A 21,908-nucleotide genomic window follows, 5' to 3' on the forward strand; every position below is an offset into this window, starting at 1 on the left:
TTGGCCTGATTCTCGCCCTGAGAACACGCTCGGCGCGGGTGGCTCAGCCCAGCGGCGCGCTCGGGGTGAACGCCACCGGCATCTTCTCGAGGCCGGACACGAAATTCGCGGGCCGCAGGGGCAGCGCGGCGTCTGGAGACGCCAGTCGCAAGTCCGGAAGCCGCTGCAGCAGGCGGGTTTGCATGATCGACAGCTCCAGCCGGGCGAGCTGGTTGCCAAGGCAGAAGTGCGTCCCGAAGCCGAACGCGAGGTGGTTGTTCGGGTAGCGCTCGATGTCGAAGCTCTCCGGGTCGTCGAAGACCTTCTCGTCGAAGTTCGCCGACTCGAACAGCAGGATCATCTTCTCGCCCTGGTGCAGCGGCGTGCCGTGGAACTCGGTGTCGGCGGTGATGGTGCGCGCCATGTTCTTCACCGGCGCCGTCCAGCGCAGCATCTCTTCGATGGCGTTGGGCAGCAGCTCCAGGTCGTTGACCAGACGGCGGTGCTGATCGGGGTGCAGCAGCAGCTGCCTCGTCCCGCCGGACAGCGTGTGACGGGTGGTCTCGTCGCCACCGATCAGCAGCAGCAGCACCTCGGTGACGATCTGATGGTCCTCCAGGCGTGATCCCTCGACCTCCGCGTGCACCAGGACGCTGACCAGGTCATCGGTCGGCTCCTCCTTGCGGGCCGCGATCATCCCCATCATGTATTCGGTGTAGGCGGCGAAGGCATCCATCGACACCTGGAAATCCTCTTGCGCCGCGGTGCTGCTCAAGAAGCTGACCAAATCGTCGGACCACTTGAGGAACATCTTGCGTTCCTCCGGGCGCACACCGAGCATGTCGCCGATCACCGCCATCGGAAGCGGCGCGGCCAGGTCCCAGACGAAGTCGCACTCCCCGCGCTCGCACACCGCGTCAATCAGCGTGTCACACAACGAAACGATCTTGGCCTCTTGGTCTTTCACGCGCTTGCGGGTGAAACCGGAGTTGACGAGCTTGCGGCGCAACAGATGTTGCGGATCGTCCATCTCGATCATCATCTCGACGCCGTCCTGGTCAGGTCGGATGCCACCGGCGTTCGAGAACAACTCGGGGTTGCGTTCGGCGTCGATCACGGCCTGATACGTCGACGCGGCGGCCAACCCGTTGCGGTCGCGAAAGACCGGCTCGTTCTCCCGCATCCAGCGGTAGACGGCTCGGGAGTCACCGGCGTAGAAAGCGCCGTCGGTGAGGTCGACGTCGGGTCTGGTCATCGCAGTCGTCATGAGATCTCCTGAGCGTCACCGAATGTCATCTGTACGTTCTCCACCGAGCTGGACAGCATCGCGCGCTTCGGAAGGCCCAGCGTGGCCAGCTCTTTCGCATACGGGTGATCGCCCAGCCGGACGCGCACCCCGCCGAATCGGGTGCGCACGCCGTCAAGTGTGTGTTCGAACGCCGTCTCGCGGGTGACACCGTCGCGGTGCGAGTAGGTGCGCTGCTCCTGCTGGCGCGGGCTCAGCGAAAACGGCAGGCCGCGACCGAATTCCATGTCGATCACCAGTTGCCCGTCGACGGTGCAATCGAACCCGAACTGGCGGCCCTCGCGAACGGTGAAGTCCGCCATGACTTTCGGGTAACCCCAGATCTTCGTTCCGGCTTCCAGCGTGAACGGCTGGTCGACGGGCAGGTGATGAATGAAGGCGCCCGCCGACTGCAGCGCGCGGGGCCCGCTCGCGTCCGATCCGGGCGGGTTGACCATCACGCTGGTCCCGAACTCGTGGTACTGGCCGAGGTCGCCGTCGATGTAGTGCATCAACATCAGGACCACGATCGCGCGCCCGGGCAGGTAACGGCAGACCCGCAGGCCGCTGTAGTCGATCATCCGCTGGGCGGCGCCGGCGTCCACCGAGAACATCGCCATGTGCTGGGTCGCCTTGCGGATCCGTACCGGCATCGTCAGTACGGTGCCCGCGATGGTGTGCTGCGAGGCTGTCATCGGGCCAATCTAGAACGCGTTCTACTGCCCTGGCAAGGAACGCCTAAACCAGCGTGGCAAGCTCGCTGATCTGCGCGGCAGTGCGCCCGTTGACCACCATCATGGTCACGCCCGCGGCCTCCCACACCTTGACCTGCTCACGCACGTAGTCAATGTCGCCGACGATCGCGGCGTCGTCGACGAGTTCGTCCGGGATGATCTCCGCAGCCTTGTCCTTCTGGTTGCTGCGGAAGAGTTTCGTCACGTCGTCGACGACCTCGGCGTAGCCCATCCGGCGGTAGACGTCGGCGTGGAAGTTGGTGTCCTCGGCGCCCATGCCGCCCATGTAGAGGGCCAGATAGGGCTTCATGGCCGCGAAGGCGGCGCTGCGGTCGTCGGTGATGACGATGGTGGCCGTCGCACAGACCTCGAAGTCCTCTCGGCCGCGGCGCGCGCCGGGCCGGGCGAACCCTTCGTCGAGCCACTCGTTGTACATGCCGGCCAGCCGCGGGGTGTAGAAGATGGGCAGCCAGCCATCGCAGATCTCGGCGGCCAGCGCGACATTCTTCGGTCCCTCGGCGCCCAGCATGATCGGGATGTCGGCGCGCAGCGGGTGGGTGATGGGCTTCAGCGGCTTGCCCAGGCCGGTCGTGCCCTCTCCGCTCAGCGGCAGCGGGTAGTGGGGGCCGTCGCTGGTCACCGGCTTCTCCCGGGCCCAGACCTGCCGCAGGATGTCGACGTACTCCCGGGTGCGGGCCAGCGGCTTGGGGAATCGTTGGCCGTACCAGCCCTCCACCACCTGCGGGCCGGAGACGCCCAGGCCGAGGATGTGCCGGCCGCCGGACAGGTGATCGAGGGTCAGCGCCGCCATCGCGCAGGCCGTCGGGGTGCGCGCGGACAGCTGAATCACCGACGTGCCCAGCCGCAGCCGCTGCGTCGACGAGCCCCACCAGGCCAACGGGGTGTAGGCGTCGGATCCCCACGCCTCGGCGGTGAACACGGCGTCGAAACCGGCCGACTCCGCCGCGGCGACGAGTTCCCCGGCATTCTCCGGCGGCGAAGCGCCCCAATACCCCAGCTGCAAACCCAGCTTCATGACGTTCGCCCTTCCAGCCGACCCGATGTTGAAACCATTCTTAGAACCTGTTCTACTCGAAGGCGTGACACCCAGTTCGAGCGGCCCGACCCTGATCGATCACCCTGAGCCACCACTCTCCGCGCCACTGACGTTGTCCTTCGACTACACCCGTTCGGTCGGCCCCACGCTGAGCAAGTTCTTCACCGCACTGCGTGAGCGCCGCATCCTCGGGGTGCGCGGATCCGATGGCCGGGTACACGTACCTCCGGCGGAATATGACCCGGTTACCTATGAGCCGCTGGCCGAGATGGTACCGGTGTCGGCGGTCGGGACCGTGGTGTCCTGGGCCTGGCAGCCCGAGCCGCTGGAAGGCCAGCCGCTGGACCGGCCGTTCGCGTGGGCGCTGATCAAGCTCGACGGTGCCGACATCCCGCTGCTACACGCGGTGGATGCCGGCGAACCCGCGGCCATCCGGCGCGGCGCCCGGGTGCACGTGCACTGGGCCGACGAGCCGGTGGGTGCGATCACCGACATCGCGTACTTCGCCCTGGGGGGGGAAGCCGAGCCGGTGGCGGAGCAACCCGAGGACGACCGGGAACCGGTCACCGTGATCGTCACACCCATCGAGATGACGATCCAGCACACCGCCTCGCACGAGGAAAGCGCGTACCTGCGCGCCATCGCCGAGGGCAAGCTGCTGGGCGCGAAGACCGGCAAAAACGGCAAGGTCTATTTCCCGCCGCACGGCGCGGATCCCGCCACCGGCCAGCCCACCACCGAGTTCGTCGAGCTGCCCGACAAGGGCACGGTGACGACATTCGCGATCATCAACATCCCGTTCAAGGGTCAGCGCATCAAACCGCCCTACGTGGCGGCCTATGTGCTGCTCGACGGCGCCGACATCCCGTTCCTGCATCTGGTCGCCGATATCGACGCGCACGAGGTGCGGATGGGCATGCGCGTCGAGGCGGTTTGGAAACCTCGCGAGGAGTGGGGTTTTGGCATCGACAACATCGAGTACTTCCGGCCGACCGGCGAACCCGACGCCGACTACGACACCTACAAGCACCACCTGTAAAGGGCTTACCTGCAATGAGCGCTCGCAACGTTGCGGTCGTCGGCTTTGCCCACGCCCCGCATGTCCGCCGCACCGACGGCACCACCAACGGCGTCGAGATGTTGATGCCGTGCTTCGCCGAGCTCTATGAAGAACTCGGCATCTCCCAGGCCGACATCGGCTTCTGGTGTTCAGGTTCTTCGGATTACCTTGCCGGACGGGCGTTTTCGTTCATCTCGGCGATCGACTCGATCGGCGCGGTTCCGCCGATCAACGAATCGCACGTCGAGATGGACGCGGCGTGGGCCCTCTACGAGGCCTACATCAAGATCCTGACCGGCGAGGTCGACACCGCGCTGGTGTACGGCTTCGGCAAGTCCTCGGCCGGAACCCTGCGCCGTGTCCTATCGCGGCAGACCGACCCCTACACCGTCGCGCCGCTCTGGCCGGACTCGGTGTCGATCGCGGGGCTACAGGCCCGCATCGGACTCGACGCCGAGAAGTGGAGTTTCGAGCAGATGGCGCGCGTCGCCCTGGATTCCTTCGCGCAGGCCAAGCGGGTGGACTCCGTCGAATCCGCGATCACCATCGACGATTTGCTCGACCGGCCGTTCTTCGCCGACCCACTGCGGCGCCACGACATCGCCCCGATCACCGACGGTGCCGCGGCGATCGTGCTCGCGGCCGACGACCGCGCCCGTGAATTGCGCGAAAACCCCGCCTGGATCACGGGAATCGAACACCGCATCGAGACGCCGGTGCTGGGCGCACGCGACCTCACCGAGTCGCCGTCGACGACGGCCGCGACCAAGGCAGCCACCGGCGGACACATCCGCAACCTCGACGTCGCCGAAATCCATGCGCCCTTCACCCATCAGCACCTGATCATCGCGGAGGCGATCCGGATTCCGGGGGCGACGAAGGTCAATCCGTCCGGCGGCACGCTGTCGGCCAACCCGATGTTCGTCGCCGGTCTTGAGCGCATCGGATTTGCGGCCCAACATATCTGGGATGGGTCGGCCCAGCGTGTGCTGGCGCATGCCACCAGCGGACCGGCGCTGCAACAGAACCTGGTCGCGGTCATGGAAGGGAAGAACTGATGGCCGGTGCGGGAGCGGTCCTCGCCGCGGTACTGGGTACCGGGCAGACCAAGTATGTCGCGAAGCGGCAAGACGTTTCGATGAACGGCCTGGTGCGCGAGGCCATCGACCGTGCCCTTGCCGACTCCGGGTCGACCTTCGATGACATCGACGCCGTCGTGGTCGGCAAGGCGCCCGACTTCTTCGAGGGCGTCATGATGCCGGAGCTGTTCATGGCCGACGCCATGGGAGCCACCGGCAAGCCACTGATCCGGGTGCACACCGCGGGCTCGGTGGGCGGATCCACCGGCGTGGTGGCGGCCAGCCTGGTCCAGTCGGGCAAATACCGCCGCGTGCTGGCGATGGCCTGGGAAAAGCAGTCGGAATCAAATGCCATGTGGGCGTTGTCGATTCCGATCCCGTTCATCAAGCCGGTCGGCGCCGGAGCGGGCGGCTATTTCGCCCCGCACGTTCGGTCGTACATCCGCCGGTCGGGCGCTCCGTTGAACATCGGCGCCATGGTCGCGGTGAAGGACCGGCTCAACGGGGCCCGCAACCCGCTGGCGCACCTGCACCAGCCCGACATCACCCTCGAAAAGGTGATGGAGTCCCCCATGCTGTGGGACCCGATCCGCTACGACGAGACATGCCCGTCGTCCGATGGCGCGGCCGCGGTCGTCATCGGCAACGAGGAGATCGCCGAATCCCGGTTGGCACAAGGACATCCGGTCGCCTGGATCCACGCGACGGCGCTGCGCACCGAGCCGCTGCAATTCTCGGGCCGCGACCAGGTCAGCCCGCAGGCGGGCCGCGACGCGGCCGCCGCGCTGTGGAAGGCGGCCGGCATCACCAGCCCCATCGACGAGATCGACGCCGCCGAAATCTACGTGCCGTTCTCGTGGTTCGAGCCGATGTGGTTGGAAAACCTCGGGTTTGCGCCCGAGGGCGAGGGCTGGAAGCTCACCGAGGCCGGCGAGACCCGGATCGGCGGGCGGCTCCCGGTGAACCCGTCGGGCGGCGTGCTGTCGTCGAACCCAATCGGCGCGTCGGGCCTGATTCGCTTCGCCGAGGCGGCGATCCAGGTCATGGGCAAGGGCGGGGATCACCAGGTGCCGGGCGCGCGAAAGGCGTTGGGGCACGCCTACGGCGGCGGCTCGCAGTACTACTCGATGTGGGTGGTCGGCGCCGACAAGCCCGAAAGGGGTTGACAATGACGGAGACTCAGCAAGAGACCATGAACCCCGCCCACGAGGCCGGCCGCCGGTCCCGCGAGGCCGTCATCGCCAGGGACAAAGAGGCGTGGCTGGCGGTGTTCGCCGACGACGCCATCGTCGAGGACCCGATCGGGCCGTCGCCGTTCGACCCGGAGGGCAAGGGGCACCGAGGCCGCGACGCGATCTCGGCGTTCTGGGACAAGGCGATCGCCCCCACCACCAAGATCGAGTTCGTCTTCCGCGACACCTACCAGTGCGGCAACGAGGAAGCGAACGTCGGGCACATCCTGATCACCACGGGCGACTACCAGACCACCGCGGAGGGCGTGTTCACCTACAGGGCCGACGACGAGGGCAAGATGCTCGCCCTGCGCGCGTACTGGGAGATGGATCGCGCGGTCGCGAACACCAAGAAGGTCTGACGCCGGACGCGAGCGTGCGGCCAGCCGCACACTCGGTTTCCACCGTGCGGCTGGCTGCACGCTCGGCGCCTGAAGCCGCGGGTGGCAACGTCTAGATCGGCTCGAGCCCGGCGATATGCCGCTGCGCCAGGTCTCGATAGGCCTGCGGGTTGAGGTTGACCCACATCTCCGCGCCGGTTCCGGCGATCGGCCCTTTCACCTGGGCCGGTGATCCGACGGCGAGCATCCCGGCCGGAATCTGGGTGCCCGCCAGCACCAGCGACCCGGCCGCGATCAGGCTGCGCGCGCCGATCACCGCGCCGTCGAGAACGGTGGCGTGGTTGGCGATCAGCGCCTCGGATCCGACGTGAGCCCCATGGATGCAGCACAGATGCGCCACGGTCGCCCCGGGACCGATGTCCACCGGGATGCCCGGCGGCGCGTGCAGCATCGACCCGTCCTGCACGTTGGCACCCTCGCGCACCACGATGGGCCCGTAGTCGCCGCGCAGCACGGCGTTGAACCACACCGACGCGCCCGCCTCGACCGTGACGTCGCCGATCAGGGTGGCGGTCGGGGCCACGAACGCGGTGGGATCGATCCGGGGCGAACGACCCTCGAAAGAGAACAGCGGCATCGTTTACATATACCGCAGCGCGAATATCACGTGGCCAGACGCACCGTCATTGCGCATGGCGACCGCAAAACTGTAACGTGTTCTAGTTAGAGGGCTCGCAAGTTGGAGGTGACAGGTGAGTACCGATACCAAAGCGGTCGGCATCCGGGAAATCGATCCCGGCCCCTTGCCGACCAGGTACGCCCGCGGCTGGCACTGCCTGGGCGTCGCAAAAGACTTCCGGGACGGTAAGCCGCACTCGATCGAGGCGTTCGGCACCAAACTGGTCGTTTTCGCCGACTCGCACGGGGACCTGAAGGTTCTGGACGGCTATTGCCGCCACATGGGCGGCGACCTGTCGGAGGGCACCATCAAGGGTGACGAGGTCGCGTGCCCGTTCCACGACTGGCGCTGGGGCGGCGACGGCCGCTGCAAGCTGGTGCCGTACGCCAAGCGCACGCCGAAGACGGCGCGCACCCGGTCCTGGACGACCGACGTGCGTGGTGGCCTGCTGTTCGTCTGGCACGACCACGAGGGCAATCCGCCGGACCCCGCGGTCCAGATCCCCGAGATTCCCGAAGCCCACAGCGACGAATGGACCGACTGGCGATGGAACAGCGTCCTGATCGAGGGTTCCAACTGCCGCGACATCATCGACAACGTCACCGATATGGCGCACTTCTTCTACATCCATTTCGGTCTGCCGACCTATTTCAAGAACGTCTTCGAGGGCCACATCGCTTCGCAGTACCTGCACAACGTGGGCCGGCCGGACGTCAACGACCTGGGCACCTCGTATGGGGAGGCGCACCTGGATTCGGAGGCGTCCTACTTCGGGCCGTCGTTCATGATCAACTGGCTGCACAACAAATACGGTGACTACAAGGCCGAGTCGATCCTGATCAACTGCCACTACCCGGTGACGCAGAATTCGTTCGTCCTGCAGTGGGGTGTCATCGTCGAAAAGCCCAAGGGCATGGACGAAAAGATGACCGACAAGCTCTCGCGGGTGTTCACCGAGGGCGTCAGCAAGGGCTTCATGCAGGACGTCGAGATCTGGAAACACAAGACCCGCATCGACAACCCGCTGCTGGTCGAGGAGGACGGTGCCGTCTATCAGCTGCGCCGTTGGTATCAGCAGTTCTACGTCGACGTCGCCGACATCCAGCCGGAAATGGTGGAGCGCTTCGAGATCGAGGTGGACACCACGCGCGCCAACGAATACTGGAACGCCGAGGTCGAAGAGAACCTGAAGGCGCGGGAATCCGACCCCACATCCGACGAGGTACCCGCCGAGCAACACTAGGCCCATGTCCGAAGATCAGCCCGCGGTCCCCGACGTCGACCGACTCGCGCGTTCGATGTTGTTGCTGCACGGCGATCATCACAACCACGACGAGCGCGACGCCCCGACCGGCCGCGGCGGTGGATCCTGGTCGAAGTCAAGAGATTTCGCCAATGACCCGCAGCGCGCCGCCCAGGTCGCCGACGCCACCCGCGCCGACCGCGAGCGCTACCTCACCTCGGGGCTGCTGCCGGTGGATTGCCGGTTCTGCCACGTCACGGTCACCGTCAGGCGGCTGGGCCCGGGCCACACCGCGGTGCAATGGAACAGCGAGGCGTCGCAGCGATGCGCACACTTCGCCGAGGTGCGCCAGTCCGGTGGGGATACCGCGCGCACCCGGTCCTGCCCGAAGTTGAGCGACAGCATCGAGCACGCGGTCGCGGAGGGCTATCTGGACTCGGTTCCGGAGGATTACTGAGTCAATCGCCTTGGGGCAGTTTGGTGATCGCTTCGAAGGCCTCCAGGAACACCGCGGCGATGTCGTCGTCGCGCGCGCTGGCCATGGGTTTTTTCTGCAAGAGCACACGCTGCACGCCGATGCCCAGCAGTAGCGCCGTGATCATGTCGGCGCGAATCCGGGCGTGGTCGGCGGTTATCCGCTTGGACAGGTTGCGGGTGAGGCCGCGCTCGAGTTGCGAGTTCAGCCGGCTCACCACCGAGGGATCCCCGCTGGAGCGCAGCAGGGCGAACAGCGGCGCGTCGACGTCCCGCCGGGCCCCCAGGACGCGGGCGATCATGCGCCGGCCCACGGCGGCGTCGGCGGCGTTGCGGATTTCGTCGGTGTCCTCCGAGACGTCGGTGGCCTCCGTGAAAAGCCGTTGCTTCGAGCCGAAATAGCGGCGAACCAGGGTGACGTCGACGCCGGCTTTCGCGGCCACCTCGCGCAGGCCGACGGCGTTGTACCCCTGACCGAGAAACAGCTCGCGAGCAGCATCGAGAAGTCGTGTCCTGGTGGCGGCCGCGTCTCGCATCATGTCTACAACTGTAGACATTATGGCGCCGCCGCACTAGTGTGGTGGATATGTCTACGACTGTAGACATAGATGTTACTCGAAGGAGGTCCTCATGACCGGAGTCATGCTGGTCAAGCAGCGAGTAGCCAGCGTCGACCGATGGGATGACGTGTTTCGCGACCCGGAACTGGACGCGACCCGGCGCCGGCATGGGCTCGTGGTAACCGGTACCTACGTCGACGGCGACGATCCGAACACCGTTCTCGTCGTCATGGACATGGAAAACATCGACGCCGCACGGCAATTCGCGGCGTCGGCCGAGCTCGCCGAGGCGCGGGAGCGGGCGGGCGCGATCGGGGCCCCCGACGGGGTGTGGTTGGGGGCGCGGCGGATCGACGCCTGATCACAGCCCGGCGAAGCGCTCCTTGACCGCGTCGACCGTCAGCCCGTAATCGGCCAGTGAATAGGTGTGTTTGGGCGCACGGGCGCCGGACTGGCTTTCGGCATGGCTTTTTTCCATGGCGGCCCGCGCCTCGTCGGTCAGCGTCAGCCCGAAGTGCCGGTAGATGTCGGCGACCGTTCCCAAGGGATCGGCGATCAGTTCCCGGTATTCGACGTCGTAGAACTGCGCAGGGTCGTATTTGGCACGCGCGGTATTGAATCGCTCCAATCCACGCGACCAGGTTTCCATTGAGTCGGCACCGATTTGGGCGCCGACGTACGTCGTCGACCAGCCCTCGGCTGTGTGCTGAGCCAGCGAGCACATCGAGGCCATGATCGTCTCGACCGGCCGATGAGTCTGGATCACCAGTGCATCGGGGTAGGTCTTCATCAAGGCGTCCAGCGCGAAGAGATGGCTGGGGTTCTTTAGCACCCAACGCTTGTCGGCGTCGTTCAGCCCGATCAATTGCAGGTTCTTGCGGTGTCGACGATACGACGGCGTCCAGTCCTGCTCCGACAACCACTTTGAGTAGCTCGGCAGGTGCGCAAGGGTTTCATAGGACACCGAATGCAGCGATTGCCGCAGCAGCTGCCAGCACTCCTCCAGCTCGTATGCGGCCATGAAGTGCAGCCCGGTATATCCGGGGTTTTCCGCGTGATGCTGGGTGAACTGCGCATCGAGCTGGCGATACAGCGGGTTTGATTCCCAGGTTTCGCGTGGCGGGCGCGGCTGCGGGAACTCGGCCAGCCACATGTGCAGGCCCTGGTGCGCCGGGTCGGCACCGAGCAGCCGGTGCAGCGCCGTGGTGCCGGTGCGCACCAGCCCGGTGACGAAGATGGGCCGTTCGATGGCGACGTCGGCGTGCTGCGGGTGTTGCTTCCACGCGGATTCGGACAGCAGCCTGGCCACCAGTGCGCCGCGCAAGAAGAACCGATTCATCTTGCTGCCCAACACCGTTAGGCCCGCTTCGCGCCGGTATGAATCCAGCAAGACCTCCAGCGCTTCGAGGTAGTTGTCGTCGTTGGTGCCGAAGTCGTCCAGACCGATCAGCTTGGTGGCTGATGCGTGCAACTCGTCAACGGTGCCGATATCGGTGCGATCTGACATCAGGTGTGGTACTCCCCGCAGTTGACATCCAGGGTCTGTCCGGTGATGCCGCTGGACAGGTCGCTGGCCAGGAACAGGATCGCCGAAGCCACCTCGTCCTCGGTGGGCAGCCGCTTGAGGTCGGAGTTCGCGGCGGTGGCCTGGTAGATCTGGTCCATCGTGGTGCCGTACTTGCCGGCTTGATGTTCGAAGTAAGACTGCAACGTGTCGCCCCAGATATATCCGGGCGCAACCGAATTGACGCGAATACCCTTCTCGCCCAGTTCGGTGGCCAGCGACTGCGACATCGACAGCAGGGCGGACTTGGCCATCTTGTACGCGCCGTATTTCGCCTGCGAGTGCCGCAGGACCATGGAGTTGACGTTCACGATAGATCCGCTCGACTTTTCCAGCGCCGGCGTGAAGGCTTGGATAAGCCGCAGCGCGCCCAGCGCGCTGAGCTCGATCGCGTCCCGGATGTGCTGAAATGTGGTGCCGGCCAACGGCTTCATCGACGGCACCCGGAACGCGTTGTTGATCAGCACGTCCACCTTGCCGTAGGTCTCCATGGTTGCCTCGACGAGGTTGTTCACCGCGTCGTCGTCGGTGATGTCGGTGCGCACCGCGAGCGCCTGGTGCCCGGTATCGGTGATCTCCTTTGCGACGCCCTCGAGCCGTTCCACGGTGCGTGCCGCGAGTACCAGATCGGCGCCGTCGCGTGCGCACCGGTGCGCCAGCGTGGTGCCGAGGCCCGGCCCGACCCCGCTGATGACCACGACCTTTCGTTTGAGCATGCCCGACATCGTCACCCCAGCATCCTGGCCGCAATTTGACTTTGGCGCAACGCGATTCGCTCGCGCCACTGCTCCTCGGAGATCTTGTTGTGCTCGAAATGCGGCAGCGCGGCCGGTACGGCGTCGAAGTCGACCACCTCTACGGCGGGCCCGTCGGCCTCGGTGAGTTCACGCGACACCCGCTGCCAGCGGAACTGCAGAAAACCGCGCCGATGGCCCAGCGTTTCGACCCAGTTGGTCACCCCCGGATTCTGGTCGGCCACGACGATGCGGACCTTGCCGTCCGGATCCGCCTGAGCCTGGGTGTTGTTCAGCGAGGTTTGGTGGTTGATGTAGTCCAGCGAGATGTACCACAGGCTGCCCAGCTGGAAGCCCAGATACGGGGCGTCCGAGACCGGGATCGTGATCACCAGCGCCTGATCGGGCCGCAGATCGAAGTGCCCCACCGACGAGTACTGGGTTGCCAGGCCACCCGGGGTCAGCCGGGGCGGCACCATGGTGTTGACCGGGAGGTCAAGGTAGAACCACTGCGGGAACTGCAACCAGGTCTTCACCCGGTTCACCAGCTGCTTACCCGCTGTGGCATAACGCTTTTCGATCGTCTGCCGGGTCAATGGCGGCGGCGCGGTGCCGGCCGTGTCCAGCCTGGAGATGGTCAGCGTGCCGCGCTGCGCCGACCAGTCGCCGTAGACCTCACGAATCACCAACTGCCCGTTGCTGGTCGGCCGCACCCGCCACTCGAAGCTGCCGTCCACGGCGATCTCGAGTTCCCGGTCGTCGAACGCGGCCTGGCTGGCGGGCACGTTGTCGTCGGTGTACTCGCCGCCGAGCAGCTGGAAGCTCAGGTCGGTGGTGGTGCCACGCCGGCCGGTGACCACATAGTCATGGTCGGCATGCACCCGCGTGCCGAAGTAGAGGGTGTCGGGGTTGTCCAGGCCCATCTTGGTGAAGGGGCCGGTGCCCGACTGCAGGAAGGGATGGTCACGCTCGTAGTCGAAGGCCAGGTGCTCGCACGCGGCTATACAGCCGGCCAGGTACTGCAGTCCTTCGAGCAGGTCGGCTTCGGATTCGATGTGCGGCGCGGCGGCGACGAGTTTCTCCGCTTCGGCGATCGCTTCGATGAGGGGATCAGAGAACACGCCTAGACGCTAGAACGTGTTCTACTTTTTCGTCAATGGCGAACATTCCCCCGCGTCGTCGACGGCGCGCGACGACAACTGCCGCTCACTACGGCACGCACTGCTGCGACAGGTCGATCAGATGCTGCCGCACGTCCGGGTGCCGGTTCAGGTAGTCGAGGACCGTGCCGTTGCCGCCCTCCGCCCGCGACCTGGCTTCCAGCTGCTGGTGAAGGTCGGGATGGCGCTGGAGGTAAGCGTCGATGGAATTACCCACCGTTTGATTGCACGGGGGATCAGCGTTGGCCACCGGCAGTGCGATCACCGCCGATGCGGCGGCAGTTAGCAGTCCACCGGCGAGCACACCGCAGATTCCGCGGCGAGAACGGCTCGCTGTGTTGGATGTCATGCGCGACAGGCTACTCCCGCAAAATTAGCCGCGTCAGTGCGTGACGGCCGCACCGCTACCCTGCTCGCGCTTGATTTCCAGCGCGATGTCGATGAGTTGGTCTTCCTGGCCGCCGATGAGCTTGCGCTGACCGGCCCGGTGCAACAGCGCCGCCGCGGGCACCCCGTAGCGTTCGGCCTGGCGCACCGCGTGCTTGAGGAAGCTCGAGTACACCCCGGAGTAGCCCATGATCAGCGCGTTGCGGTCGAGCAGACACTCGGCCGGCATCGCGGGCCGCACCACGTCCTCTGCGGCGTCGGCGATGTCGAAGAAGTCGATGCCGGTCTTGACGCCGATCTTGTCGAACACCCCGATCAGGGCCTCAACGGGGGCATTGCCCGCGCCGGCCCCGAAACGGCGCACGCTGCCGTCGATCTGCTTGGCGCCGGCCCGGACGGCCTCGACCGAGTTGGCCACCCCCAGGCCGAGGTTTTCGTGCCCGTGGAAGCCAACCTGGGCGTCGTCCCCGAGTTCGGCGACCAGTGCGGCCACCCGCTCGCGCACCCCTTCGAGGACCAGCGCCCCGGCCGAATCGACCACGTAGACGCACTGGCATCCGGCGTCGGCCATGATGCGGGCCTGCGCGGCCAGCTTCTCCGGCGGGATGGTGTGGGACATCATCAGGAACCCGACGGTCTCCAGGCCCAGCTCGCGGGCCAGCCCGAAGTGCTGAATCGACACGTCGGCTTCGGTGCAGTGGGTGGCGATACGGCAGATCGACCCGCCGTTGTCCTGCGCTTCCTTGATGTCGTCTTTGGTGCCCACTCCGGGCAGCATCAAGAACGCGATCCTGGCCTCCTTGGCGGTCTCCGCCGCGAGCTTGATCAGCTCCTGCTCGGGTGTCTTGGAGAACCCGTAGTTGAAGCTCGAGCCGCCCAGTCCGTCGCCGTGCGTCACCTCGATGACCGGCACGCCGGCCGCGTCCAGGGCGGCCACGATGGCGTGGACCTCGTCCTTGGTGAACTGATGGCGTTTGTGGTGCGACCCGTCGCGCAGCGAAGTGTCCGTGATCCGGACGTCCCAAATGCCGGTCATCGTGTACCTCCCGCAACCGAAAGCGTTTCCTTGGCGATCTCCTCGCCGACCTTGGTGGCCGCCGCGGTCATGATGTCGAGGTTTCCCGCATACGGGGGCAGGTAATCGCCCGCGCCCTCGACCTCGATGAACGTGGTGACCAGCGCGCGGCCGCCGGAGTTCATCGACGGCTCGTCGAACTGCGGCTCGTTGAGCAGCCGGTAGCCCGGCACATAGGTCTGCACCTCCGCCACCACGTCGTGGATCGATTTGGCGATCGCGTCGCGGTCGGCGTCCTCGGGGATGGCGCAGAAGATGGTGTCGCGCATGATCATCGGCGGATCGGCCGGGTTCAGGATGATGATCGCCTTGCCGCGCTCGGCCCCGCCGATGGTTTCCACGCCCTTGCTTGTGGTCTTGGTGAACTCGTCGATGTTCGCGCGGGTGCCCGGCCCGGCCGACACCGACGCCACCGACGCAACGATTTCGGCGTAGGGCACGCCGACGACCCGGGACACGGCGTACACGATCGGGATGGTCGCCTGCCCGCCGCAGGTGATCATGTTGACGTTGGGCGCATCCAGATGTTCGCGCAGGTTCGCCGGCGGGATCACTGCGGGGCCCACGGCGGCGGGTGTCAGGTCGATGGCCCGGATGCCGGCGGCCGCGTACTTAGGGGCGGCGTCCCGGTGCACGTACGCGCTCGTCGCCTCGAACACCAGGTCGGGCTTCTCGGACTGCGCCAGCAGCCAATCGACGCCTTCGTGGGTGGTCTCCAGACCCAGCTTGCGGGCCCGGGCCAGGCCCTCGCTCTCCGGGTCGATCCCCACCATCCAGCGCGGCTCCAGCCAGTCCGATCTCAGCAGCTTGTAGAGCAGATCCGTGCTGATATTTCCCGACCCGACGATGGCCACGCTTGCCTTAGACGGCATGTCGATTCTCCTGGTATTTGGACTAGTTCAAAAGTAATCCGACGTTATTCGAAGGACAACCGGACCGAACCGAGGCCCGTGAAGTCGGCAACGAACTCGTCTCCGGCGCGTGCGTCGATCGCGCGGGTGCACGATCCGGGTAACACGATGTCACCTTTTCGCAGCCGGACGCCGAAGCTTTCCACCTTGCGGGACAACCACGCGACCGCGGTGACCGGGTTACCGAGCACTGCGTCGCTGCGGCCCTCGGCGATCACCTCGCCGTTGCGGGTCAGCACCGCGTCGATCGTCTTGACGTCGACGTCGCCCGGCGCCACCCGGGCCTGGCCCAGCACGAAACCCGCCGACGAGGCGTTGTCGGCGATGGTGTCGCACAGCGCGATCTTCCAGTCGGTGATCCTGGTGTCGATCAGTTCGATCGACGGAGCCAGGGCTTCGGTGGCCGCCAGCACGTCGTCCTCGGTGCAACCGGCCCCCGGGAGGTCGGCGCCCAGGATGAACGCGACTTCGACCTCCACCCTCGGCAGCAGGTAGCGGCCCGCCTTGACCGGGGTGTCCTCGAACACCTGCATCTCGTCGAGCAGATGCCCGTAGTCCGGCTCGTCGACACCCATCATCTGCTGCATCGCCTTCGACGAGAGTCCGACTTTGTGGCCCAGGACCCGGGCCCCCTCGGCGACGCGCTGCCGGATATTGATCAGTTGGATCTCGTAGGCGTCCACGACGTCGATGTCCGGGTAGGCCACGGTCAGCGGAGCGATCGCCTCACGGCTTCGCTCGGCCTGCGCCAGGTCGGCTGCCAGCTCATCGCGCGTGGCAACACTGAGCATTTACCGAAGTCCCCTCGTCCGTGTGACCGGGCCAGTAGCGCCCGACCCGGGCAATTCTATAACGTGTTCTACATGACAGCGCAGGAGTACGACGTCGTCGTGGTCGGGAGCGGCGGAGCCGGCATGGTTGCTGCCCTCGCCGCCGCGCACCGAGGCCTTTCGACAGTAGTCATCGAAAAGGCCCCCCACTTCGGCGGCTCCACCGCGCGGTCCGGGGGTGGGGTCTGGATTCCGAACAACGAGGTGCTGCGACGCGACGGCGTGAAGGACACCCCCGAGGCGGCCCGCACCTACCTGCACGGAATCGTCGGAGATATCGTCGAGCCCGAACGCATCGACGCCTACCTCGAACGCGGGCCCGAGATGCTGTCGTTCGTGCTCAAGCACACGCCACTGAAGATGTGCTGGGTGCCGCGCTACTCCGACTACTACCCCGAGGCCCCGGGCGGCCGCGCCGGAGGGCGTTCGATCGAGCCCAAGCCGTTCAACGCCCGCAAGCTCGGCGCCGACGAGTCCGGGCTGGAGCCCGCGTATGGCAAGGTGCCGCTGAATGTGGTTGTGATGCAACAGGACTACGTGCGGCTGAATCAGCTGAAGCGACACCCTCGCGGGGTGCTGCGCAGCCTGAAGGTCGGCGCGCGCACGATGTGGGCCAAGGCGACCGGGAAAAACCTGGTCGGTATGGGCCGGGCCCTGATCGGCCCGCTGCGGATCGGTCTGCAACGGGCCGGGGTCCCCGTGCTGCTCAACACCGCCCTCACCGACCTGTACGTCGAGGACGGAGTGGTGCGTGGGGTCTACGTCCGCGACACGAGCGCCTCAGAATCTGCTGAGCCCCAGCTGATCCGGGCCCGACGCGGCGTGATACTGGCCAGCGGCGGATTCGAGCACAACGAACAGATGCGGGTGAAATACCAGCGCGCGCCGATCACCACCGAATGGACCGTCGGCGCCAAGGCCAATACCGGCGACGGCATCATCGCCGGCGAAAAGCTCGGTGCCGCATTGGATCTCATGGAAGACGCGTGGTGGGGGCCGACGGTGCCGCTGGTCGGTGCGCCGTGGTTCGCCCTCTCCGAGCGCAATTCGCCGGGATCGATCATCGTCAACATGTCCGGCAAGCGGTTCATGAACGAATCGATGCCGTACGTCGAAGCCTGCCATCACATGTACGGCGGGGAATTCGGCCAGGGGCCGGGGCCGGGCGAGAACATCCCGGCGTGGCTGGTGTTCGATCAGCGATACCGCGACCGCTACATCTTCGCGGGTTTGCAGCCCGGGCAACGCATTCCACGCAAATGGCTGGAATCCGGGGTGATCATCCAGGCCGCCACGCTGGAGGAGCTGGCATCCAAGGCCGGTTTGCCCGTGACCGACTTCGCCGCGACGGTAGAGCGGTTCAACGGCTTTGCGCGCTCGGGGCTTGACGAGGACTACCACCGCGGCGAAAGCGCCTACGACCAGTATTACGGCGACCCGACCAACAAGCCGAATCCCAATCTCGGCGAGATCAATCAGCCGCCGTACTACGCCGCCAAGATGGTGCCAGGGGACCTCGGCACGAAGGGCGGCATCCGCACCGACGTCCACGGCCGCGCCCTGCGCGACGACGGGACGATCATCGAAGGCCTTTACGCCGCAGGCAATGTCAGTGCCCCGGTGATGGGACACACCTATCCCGGCCCCGGCGGCACGATCGGACCGGCGATGACCTTCGGGTACCTGGCGGCGCTGCACATTGCCGATCAGGCGGGAGAAAACTGATATGCCGATTGACGTGGACGTCGCGCTGGCGGCGGAGCTGGACCCGATCGAATTCTCTTGGGTCAGTAGCGATATCCAGCTTTACCACCTCGGGCTGGGTGCCGGCGCCGACCCGATGGACCCCCGCGAGCTTCGCTACCTGATCGACGACACGCCCCAGGTGCTACCGACGTTCGGCAACGTGGCCGCGACGTTTCACGCCACCAAACCACCGACGGTGAAGTTTCCCGGGATCGACATCGAGCTGGGCAAGGTACTGCACGCCAGCGAGCGGGTGGAAGTGCCCGGGCCGCTGCCGCCGTCGGGTTCCGCGCGCGCCGTCACGCGGTTCACCGACATCTGGGACAAGGGCAAGGCCGCGGTGATTTGGAGCGAGACGACGGTCAGCGCGCCCGACGGCACCCTGCTGTGGACTCAGAAGCGATCGATCTTCGCCCGCGGCGAGGGCGGATTCGGCGGGGAACGCGGGCCGTCTTCGGCTGACGCGGCGCCGGACCGCGCCCCCGACCTGGAGGTCGACATGCCGATCCTGCCGCAGCAGGCGCTGCTCTACCGGTTGTGCGGCGATCGCAATCCGCTGCACTCGGATCCGGAATTCGCCGCCGCCGCAGGCTTTTCCCGGCCCATCCTGCACGGCCTGTGCACCTACGGCATGACCTGCAAGGCGATCACCGACGCACTGCTGGACGGCGATGCCGGGGCGGTGGCCGCCTACGGCGCGCGTTTCGCCGGTGTGGCGTTCCCCGGCGAAACGCTCAGGGTCGGCATCTGGAAGGAGAACGGCCGATTCCTGGCCAGCGTCGTCGCGCCATCGCGTGACGACGCCGTCGTGCTGAGCGGCGTCGAACTTCTGCCCGCATAGCGCCTTTGCGCGCAGCAACTACCGCTAAACTGCGGAACATGCTTTCCGCCCTGGGGCCGGGACACCAATAGCAGTACCTCATGAGCCCCGAACGGGAGTCACCCGTACCGCATGCGGTCGATGAGCGAACCGCACTGCGGAGTATTCCGATATTCGCTGAGATCGAGGACGAGCAACTCGATCGACTCTCGAGCGCCGTAGCTCGCCAGTACATTCCCGCGAACGAGTGGCTGTTTCGCATGGGAGACCCGCCCGACGCCTTCTATGTCATCGCCTCGGGGCGATTCGCGGCGGTCGGTCCTGATGGACAGGTGTTTCGTGAGATGGCGGCCGGCGAGTCGGTCGGAGACCTGGGCGTGATCACCGGCGCCGCTCGATCGGCCGGAATACGCGCCCTTCGGGACGGCGTCGTCTGGAAGATCGCCGCGGACACGTTCACCGAGGTACTCGCGAAGGCTCCGTCACTGCAATACGCGATGTTCCGGGCGATGGCGGGGATGCTTCGGGAATCACGATCTGCCAACGTCTCTCGGGGTCGCCGGGTGGTCGGCGTGCTGTCGACCGGGGATGTGCCCGCGGCGCCGATCGTCGACACGATCGTGACTCGCCTGGGCCCGCACGGTGAGGCCGCGGTGGTCGCGCCGCCCGTCGACACTACGGCCGCGGCCAATCACTACGGCGAGCTCGTCGAAGCGTTCAGCGAGACCGTTGACCGGATGGAGCGCAGCAACGATTGGGTCTTGCTGGTGGCCGATCGAGGCTCGGGCGACAACTGGCGACGATATGTCGTCGCGCAAAGCGACCGACTCGTGGTCCTTGCGGATCAGGCCCGTCCGCCGGAAGCGCTCGATCCACCCGTTACGCAAAAGCCCGTCCACCTGGTCACGCGCGACGTGGTGCCCGATCCCAGCTGGTGGGACCTGCTGCAACCGGTCTCTCATCACCGGGCCGACGACGGCGGAATCGGTGCCCTGGCCCGCAGGATCGCCGGCCGATCGTTGGGTCTGGTGCTCGGCGGTGGTGGCGCTCGGGGGCTCGCGCATTACGGCGTCTACGAGGAGCTCACCCGGGCGGGCATCGTCATCGACAGGTTCGGCGGAACGAGCGCCGGTGCCCTCGCCGCGGCAACCTTCGCGCTGGGGATCGACGCCCGAGAGGCGACCGCCGCGGCGCGAGAGCACATCGCGGAAACCAGGCCAGTCAGCGACTACACGATCCCGGCGATAGCCCTTACCCGAGGTCGGCGCGTCGATCGGCTGATCGAAGGGTTCTTCGGCAGCACCACGTTGATCGAGCACCTGCCGAGGGAGTTTTTCTCCGTCTCCACGGACATGATCACGGGCGATCAGATCATCCATCAGCGTGGGCTGCTGTGGGTCGCCGTGCGGGCATCGATCTCGATACCCGGTCTGCTGCCGCCGGTGCAACAGCGCGAGCAGCTCCTGGTCGACGGTGGACTGATGAACATTCTGCCGGCCGACATCATGTGCGCCGACCCGGATGGCGAAGTCATCTGCGTCGACCTACGGACAACGTATGTGCCATCGAAGGGCTTTGGTCCGCTGCCGGCAATGCTGCAGCCTCCCGCGTTCGTCCGGCGCCTGCTGACCGGCACGGATGTAGCCCTGCCACCGCTGCAGGAGACCTTGCTGCGCAGCGTCGAACTCGCCGCCCCGAAGGGAAACCTGCGCGAGCTTCCCCGGGTTGCGGCGATCATCGAGCCAGACGTCTCGGCGATCGGCCCGTTGGACTTCAAGAACATCGATGCCGCCCTCGATGCCGGTCGGATCGCAACCCGGGCGGCCCTGGAAGCACAGCCTGGGCTCGTCTCCTCGAGCTTGTAGCATTACCTCTGCAGCAAACGGCTCTTCAGATGGCGGACGCTTCGTGTGTGCACTAGGTCGTCAAGCCGGGCGGGGCAGACAACGCGGGGTCTCGCTCGCGACACGGCACGCGGCCGTTCCAGCGCGGCTAGGTTGGTAAGCGATGCGCTCCGATTGGTGGGACAAGCCACAGGCCCATCTCGACATGCGCATAAACGGCGCCGACGTGAGCGTGCCGATTTTCGATCAACTGTTCGTCGGCCGTCAGTGCGCCGGGATCGACGAACAACGCCGACTTGTTATCCCCGACCCGAACATCTCGCGTAACCACCTCGAGATTCGCTTGGACGTCACCACCGACCGGGCTTACCTCATCGACACCAGCACCAACGGGACGTTGCTCAACGGCATGCCGCTCGAGCGCGCCGTACAGGTCCCGATCAAGCCCGACGACCGGATCTCGGTGGGCGACGTCGTACTCACCTTCCGATCGGACCGGTTCAATGCCGTCGGGGTGACCAACACCAGCCCGACCCTGACGCGGATCGTCGAGGAGACCATGGTGATGGTGGTCGGGGATATCACCAACTACTCGACGATCTCCGAAGTCACCGACAACCAGGTGATCGCCCGGAGCCTGAACTACCTTTGGCACGAACTCGGCCGCGTCCTGCGCGCCCACCGCGGCACGCTCAACCATTACGCCGGCGACGCACTGTACGCGGTCTGGGAACTGCGGACGATTCCCGCGGCCAACGAGCTCGCGATCGACTTCGCGCTCGCCGCGAACCGGAGGGTCGAGGAACTCGGGCCCTCGCTGCCGCTGCGGGCGCCGGACGGCTCGCCGATCCGCATGGGCTGGGGCGTGGTGCAGGGCCGGGCCGCGATCGCGGCGATGACAAGAACGGTCACGGCCGTCATCGGCGACGCGACCAACGTGGCGTTCCGGCTGGCAGGCATTGCCGGGCGCGCCGGGTATGCGGACGTGATGGTTAGCGCCGGCGTGCATGCCGCCGTCGAGGCGCAATACGTCTGGGGCCACTCCCAGCAGGTGGAGATCAAGGGCCGACGCGGGACCGAGACAGTGTTCCCGGTTGTCGGCCGCTGCTAGCCG

23 protein-coding genes are annotated in these 21,908 nt (G+C 66.3%); 11 read left to right on the forward strand and 12 right to left on the reverse strand.

The genetic code is table 11. The features are described 5' to 3' along the window. Nucleotides 1–43: 43 nt before the first annotated feature. The 3 genes from A5745_RS12200 to A5745_RS12210 are packed head-to-tail and all read right to left on the reverse strand — an operon-like array spanning nt 44 to nt 3,034. Nucleotides 44–1,234, reverse strand: a complete 1,191-nt coding sequence (locus A5745_RS12200; protein WP_371336930.1) for a cytochrome P450 — start codon at nt 1,232–1,234, stop codon at nt 44–46. An 8-nt stretch (nt 1,235–1,242) separates the two neighbouring features. Next, nucleotides 1,243–1,959 (reverse strand): acetoacetate decarboxylase family protein, encoded by a 717-nt coding sequence (locus A5745_RS12205; RefSeq protein ID WP_076116184.1) that lies wholly within the window; start codon nt 1,957–1,959, stop codon nt 1,243–1,245. 43 nt (nt 1,960–2,002) lie between these two features. Continuing rightward, nucleotides 2,003–3,034 carry an LLM class F420-dependent oxidoreductase gene (locus A5745_RS12210; RefSeq protein WP_076064232.1) on the reverse strand — a complete coding sequence of 344 codons (1,032 nt, stop codon included), beginning with the start codon at nt 3,032–3,034 and terminating at the stop codon, nt 2,003–2,005. Nucleotides 3,035–3,098: 64 nt separating this feature from the next. Between A5745_RS12210 and A5745_RS12215 the strand changes: the two genes are divergently transcribed. From A5745_RS12215 to A5745_RS12230, 4 genes are read left to right on the forward strand one after another with little or no spacing between them, the layout of a single operon-like run. After that, nucleotides 3,099–4,094, forward strand: coding sequence for a Zn-ribbon domain-containing OB-fold protein (locus tag A5745_RS12215; protein WP_076116185.1), 996 nt, complete (start codon nt 3,099–3,101; stop codon nt 4,092–4,094). 14 nt (nt 4,095–4,108) lie between these two features. Then, nucleotides 4,109–5,173 (forward strand): thiolase domain-containing protein, encoded by a 1,065-nt coding sequence (locus A5745_RS12220; protein WP_076116186.1) that lies wholly within the window; start codon nt 4,109–4,111, stop codon nt 5,171–5,173. Further along, a complete protein-coding gene (locus tag A5745_RS12225; protein WP_076064229.1) occupies nt 5,173–6,360 on the forward strand; it encodes a thiolase domain-containing protein in 1,188 nt (395 codons plus the stop codon). The genes A5745_RS12220 and A5745_RS12225 overlap by 1 nt, the downstream gene beginning before the upstream one ends. A gap of 26 nt (nt 6,361–6,386) precedes the next feature. Then, nucleotides 6,387–6,788 (forward strand): nuclear transport factor 2 family protein, encoded by a 402-nt coding sequence (locus A5745_RS12230; RefSeq protein WP_076116282.1) that lies wholly within the window; start codon nt 6,387–6,389, stop codon nt 6,786–6,788. A 91-nt stretch (nt 6,789–6,879) separates the two neighbouring features. Here the strand turns inward: A5745_RS12230 and A5745_RS12235 are convergent, their stop codons facing one another. Further along, nucleotides 6,880–7,404, reverse strand: coding sequence for a gamma carbonic anhydrase family protein (locus A5745_RS12235; protein WP_076116187.1), 525 nt, complete (start codon nt 7,402–7,404; stop codon nt 6,880–6,882). A 115-nt stretch (nt 7,405–7,519) separates the two neighbouring features. Between A5745_RS12235 and A5745_RS12240 the strand changes: the two genes are divergently transcribed. After that, on the forward strand, nt 7,520–8,689 hold the full coding sequence (locus tag A5745_RS12240; protein ID WP_076116188.1) for a Rieske 2Fe-2S domain-containing protein: 1,170 nt from the start codon (nt 7,520–7,522) through the stop codon (nt 8,687–8,689). Nucleotides 8,690–8,693: 4 nt separating this feature from the next. Then, complete coding sequence (locus tag A5745_RS12245; RefSeq protein WP_076116189.1) at nt 8,694–9,146, forward strand: hypothetical protein; 453 nt, start codon at nt 8,694–8,696, stop codon at nt 9,144–9,146. Between the two features lies 1 nt (nt 9,147). Here the strand turns inward: A5745_RS12245 and A5745_RS12250 are convergent, their stop codons facing one another. Then, on the reverse strand, nt 9,148–9,702 hold the full coding sequence (locus tag A5745_RS12250) for a TetR/AcrR family transcriptional regulator (protein ID WP_240563125.1): 555 nt from the start codon (nt 9,700–9,702) through the stop codon (nt 9,148–9,150). 91 nt (nt 9,703–9,793) lie between these two features. On the opposite strand from A5745_RS12250, the gene A5745_RS12255 reads away from it, so the two are divergent. Beyond that, nucleotides 9,794–10,084, forward strand: coding sequence for a hypothetical protein (locus A5745_RS12255; RefSeq protein WP_254848556.1), 291 nt, complete (start codon nt 9,794–9,796; stop codon nt 10,082–10,084). Here A5745_RS12255 and A5745_RS12260 read toward each other — a convergent pair whose 3' ends face one another. The 7 genes from A5745_RS12260 to A5745_RS12290 all read right to left on the reverse strand — a co-directional run bounded on the left by A5745_RS12260 (nt 10,085) and on the right by A5745_RS12290 (nt 16,345). Then, on the reverse strand, nt 10,085–11,230 hold the full coding sequence (locus A5745_RS12260) for a sulfotransferase (protein WP_076116190.1): 1,146 nt from the start codon (nt 11,228–11,230) through the stop codon (nt 10,085–10,087). Beyond that, nucleotides 11,230–12,012, reverse strand: a complete 783-nt coding sequence (locus A5745_RS12265; protein WP_076064222.1) for an SDR family oxidoreductase — start codon at nt 12,010–12,012, stop codon at nt 11,230–11,232. Before A5745_RS12265 ends, A5745_RS12260 begins: the two co-directional genes overlap by 1 nt. Nucleotides 12,013–12,014: 2 nt before the next feature. Continuing rightward, nucleotides 12,015–13,142, reverse strand: a complete 1,128-nt coding sequence (locus A5745_RS12270) for a hypothetical protein (RefSeq protein WP_076116191.1) — start codon at nt 13,140–13,142, stop codon at nt 12,015–12,017. A gap of 88 nt (nt 13,143–13,230) precedes the next feature. Beyond that, nucleotides 13,231–13,530 (reverse strand): hypothetical protein, encoded by a 300-nt coding sequence (locus tag A5745_RS12275; RefSeq protein ID WP_076116192.1) that lies wholly within the window; start codon nt 13,528–13,530, stop codon nt 13,231–13,233. Between the two features lie 33 nt (nt 13,531–13,563). Then, entirely contained in the window at nt 13,564–14,604 is a 1,041-nt protein-coding gene (dmpG, locus tag A5745_RS12280) for a 4-hydroxy-2-oxovalerate aldolase (protein WP_076116193.1), read from the reverse strand. Next, nucleotides 14,601–15,515, reverse strand: coding sequence for an acetaldehyde dehydrogenase (acetylating) (locus A5745_RS12285; RefSeq protein WP_076116194.1), 915 nt, complete (start codon nt 15,513–15,515; stop codon nt 14,601–14,603). The genes dmpG and A5745_RS12285 overlap by 4 nt, the downstream gene beginning before the upstream one ends. Before the next feature lie 44 nt (nt 15,516–15,559). After that, the gene (locus tag A5745_RS12290; protein ID WP_076116195.1) at nt 15,560–16,345 is read right to left on the reverse strand and encodes a 2-keto-4-pentenoate hydratase; all 786 of its coding nucleotides are present in this window, start codon (nt 16,343–16,345) and stop codon (nt 15,560–15,562) included. A gap of 72 nt (nt 16,346–16,417) precedes the next feature. Between A5745_RS12290 and kstD the strand changes: the two genes are divergently transcribed. From kstD to A5745_RS12310, 4 genes are all read left to right on the forward strand, one after another. Continuing rightward, entirely contained in the window at nt 16,418–18,109 is a 1,692-nt protein-coding gene (gene kstD / locus A5745_RS12295) for a 3-oxosteroid 1-dehydrogenase (protein WP_076116286.1), read from the forward strand. Between the two features lies 1 nt (nt 18,110). After that, nucleotides 18,111–18,971 carry a MaoC family dehydratase gene (locus tag A5745_RS12300; protein WP_076116196.1) on the forward strand — a complete coding sequence of 287 codons (861 nt, stop codon included), beginning with the start codon at nt 18,111–18,113 and terminating at the stop codon, nt 18,969–18,971. 80 nt (nt 18,972–19,051) lie between these two features. Next, nucleotides 19,052–20,815 (forward strand): cyclic nucleotide-binding and patatin-like phospholipase domain-containing protein, encoded by a 1,764-nt coding sequence (locus A5745_RS12305; RefSeq protein ID WP_076116197.1) that lies wholly within the window; start codon nt 19,052–19,054, stop codon nt 20,813–20,815. A gap of 142 nt (nt 20,816–20,957) precedes the next feature. Continuing rightward, nucleotides 20,958–21,905: an adenylate/guanylate cyclase domain-containing protein gene (locus A5745_RS12310; RefSeq protein ID WP_076064212.1), complete on the forward strand. Its 948-nt coding sequence runs from the start codon at nt 20,958–20,960 to the stop codon at nt 21,903–21,905. Nucleotides 21,906–21,908: the final 3 nt, after the last annotated feature.

This window comes from Mycobacterium sp. IS-2888 (assembly GCF_001954215.1).
In the GTDB taxonomy this organism is placed as follows: Bacteria; Actinomycetota; Actinomycetes; order Mycobacteriales; family Mycobacteriaceae; genus Mycobacterium.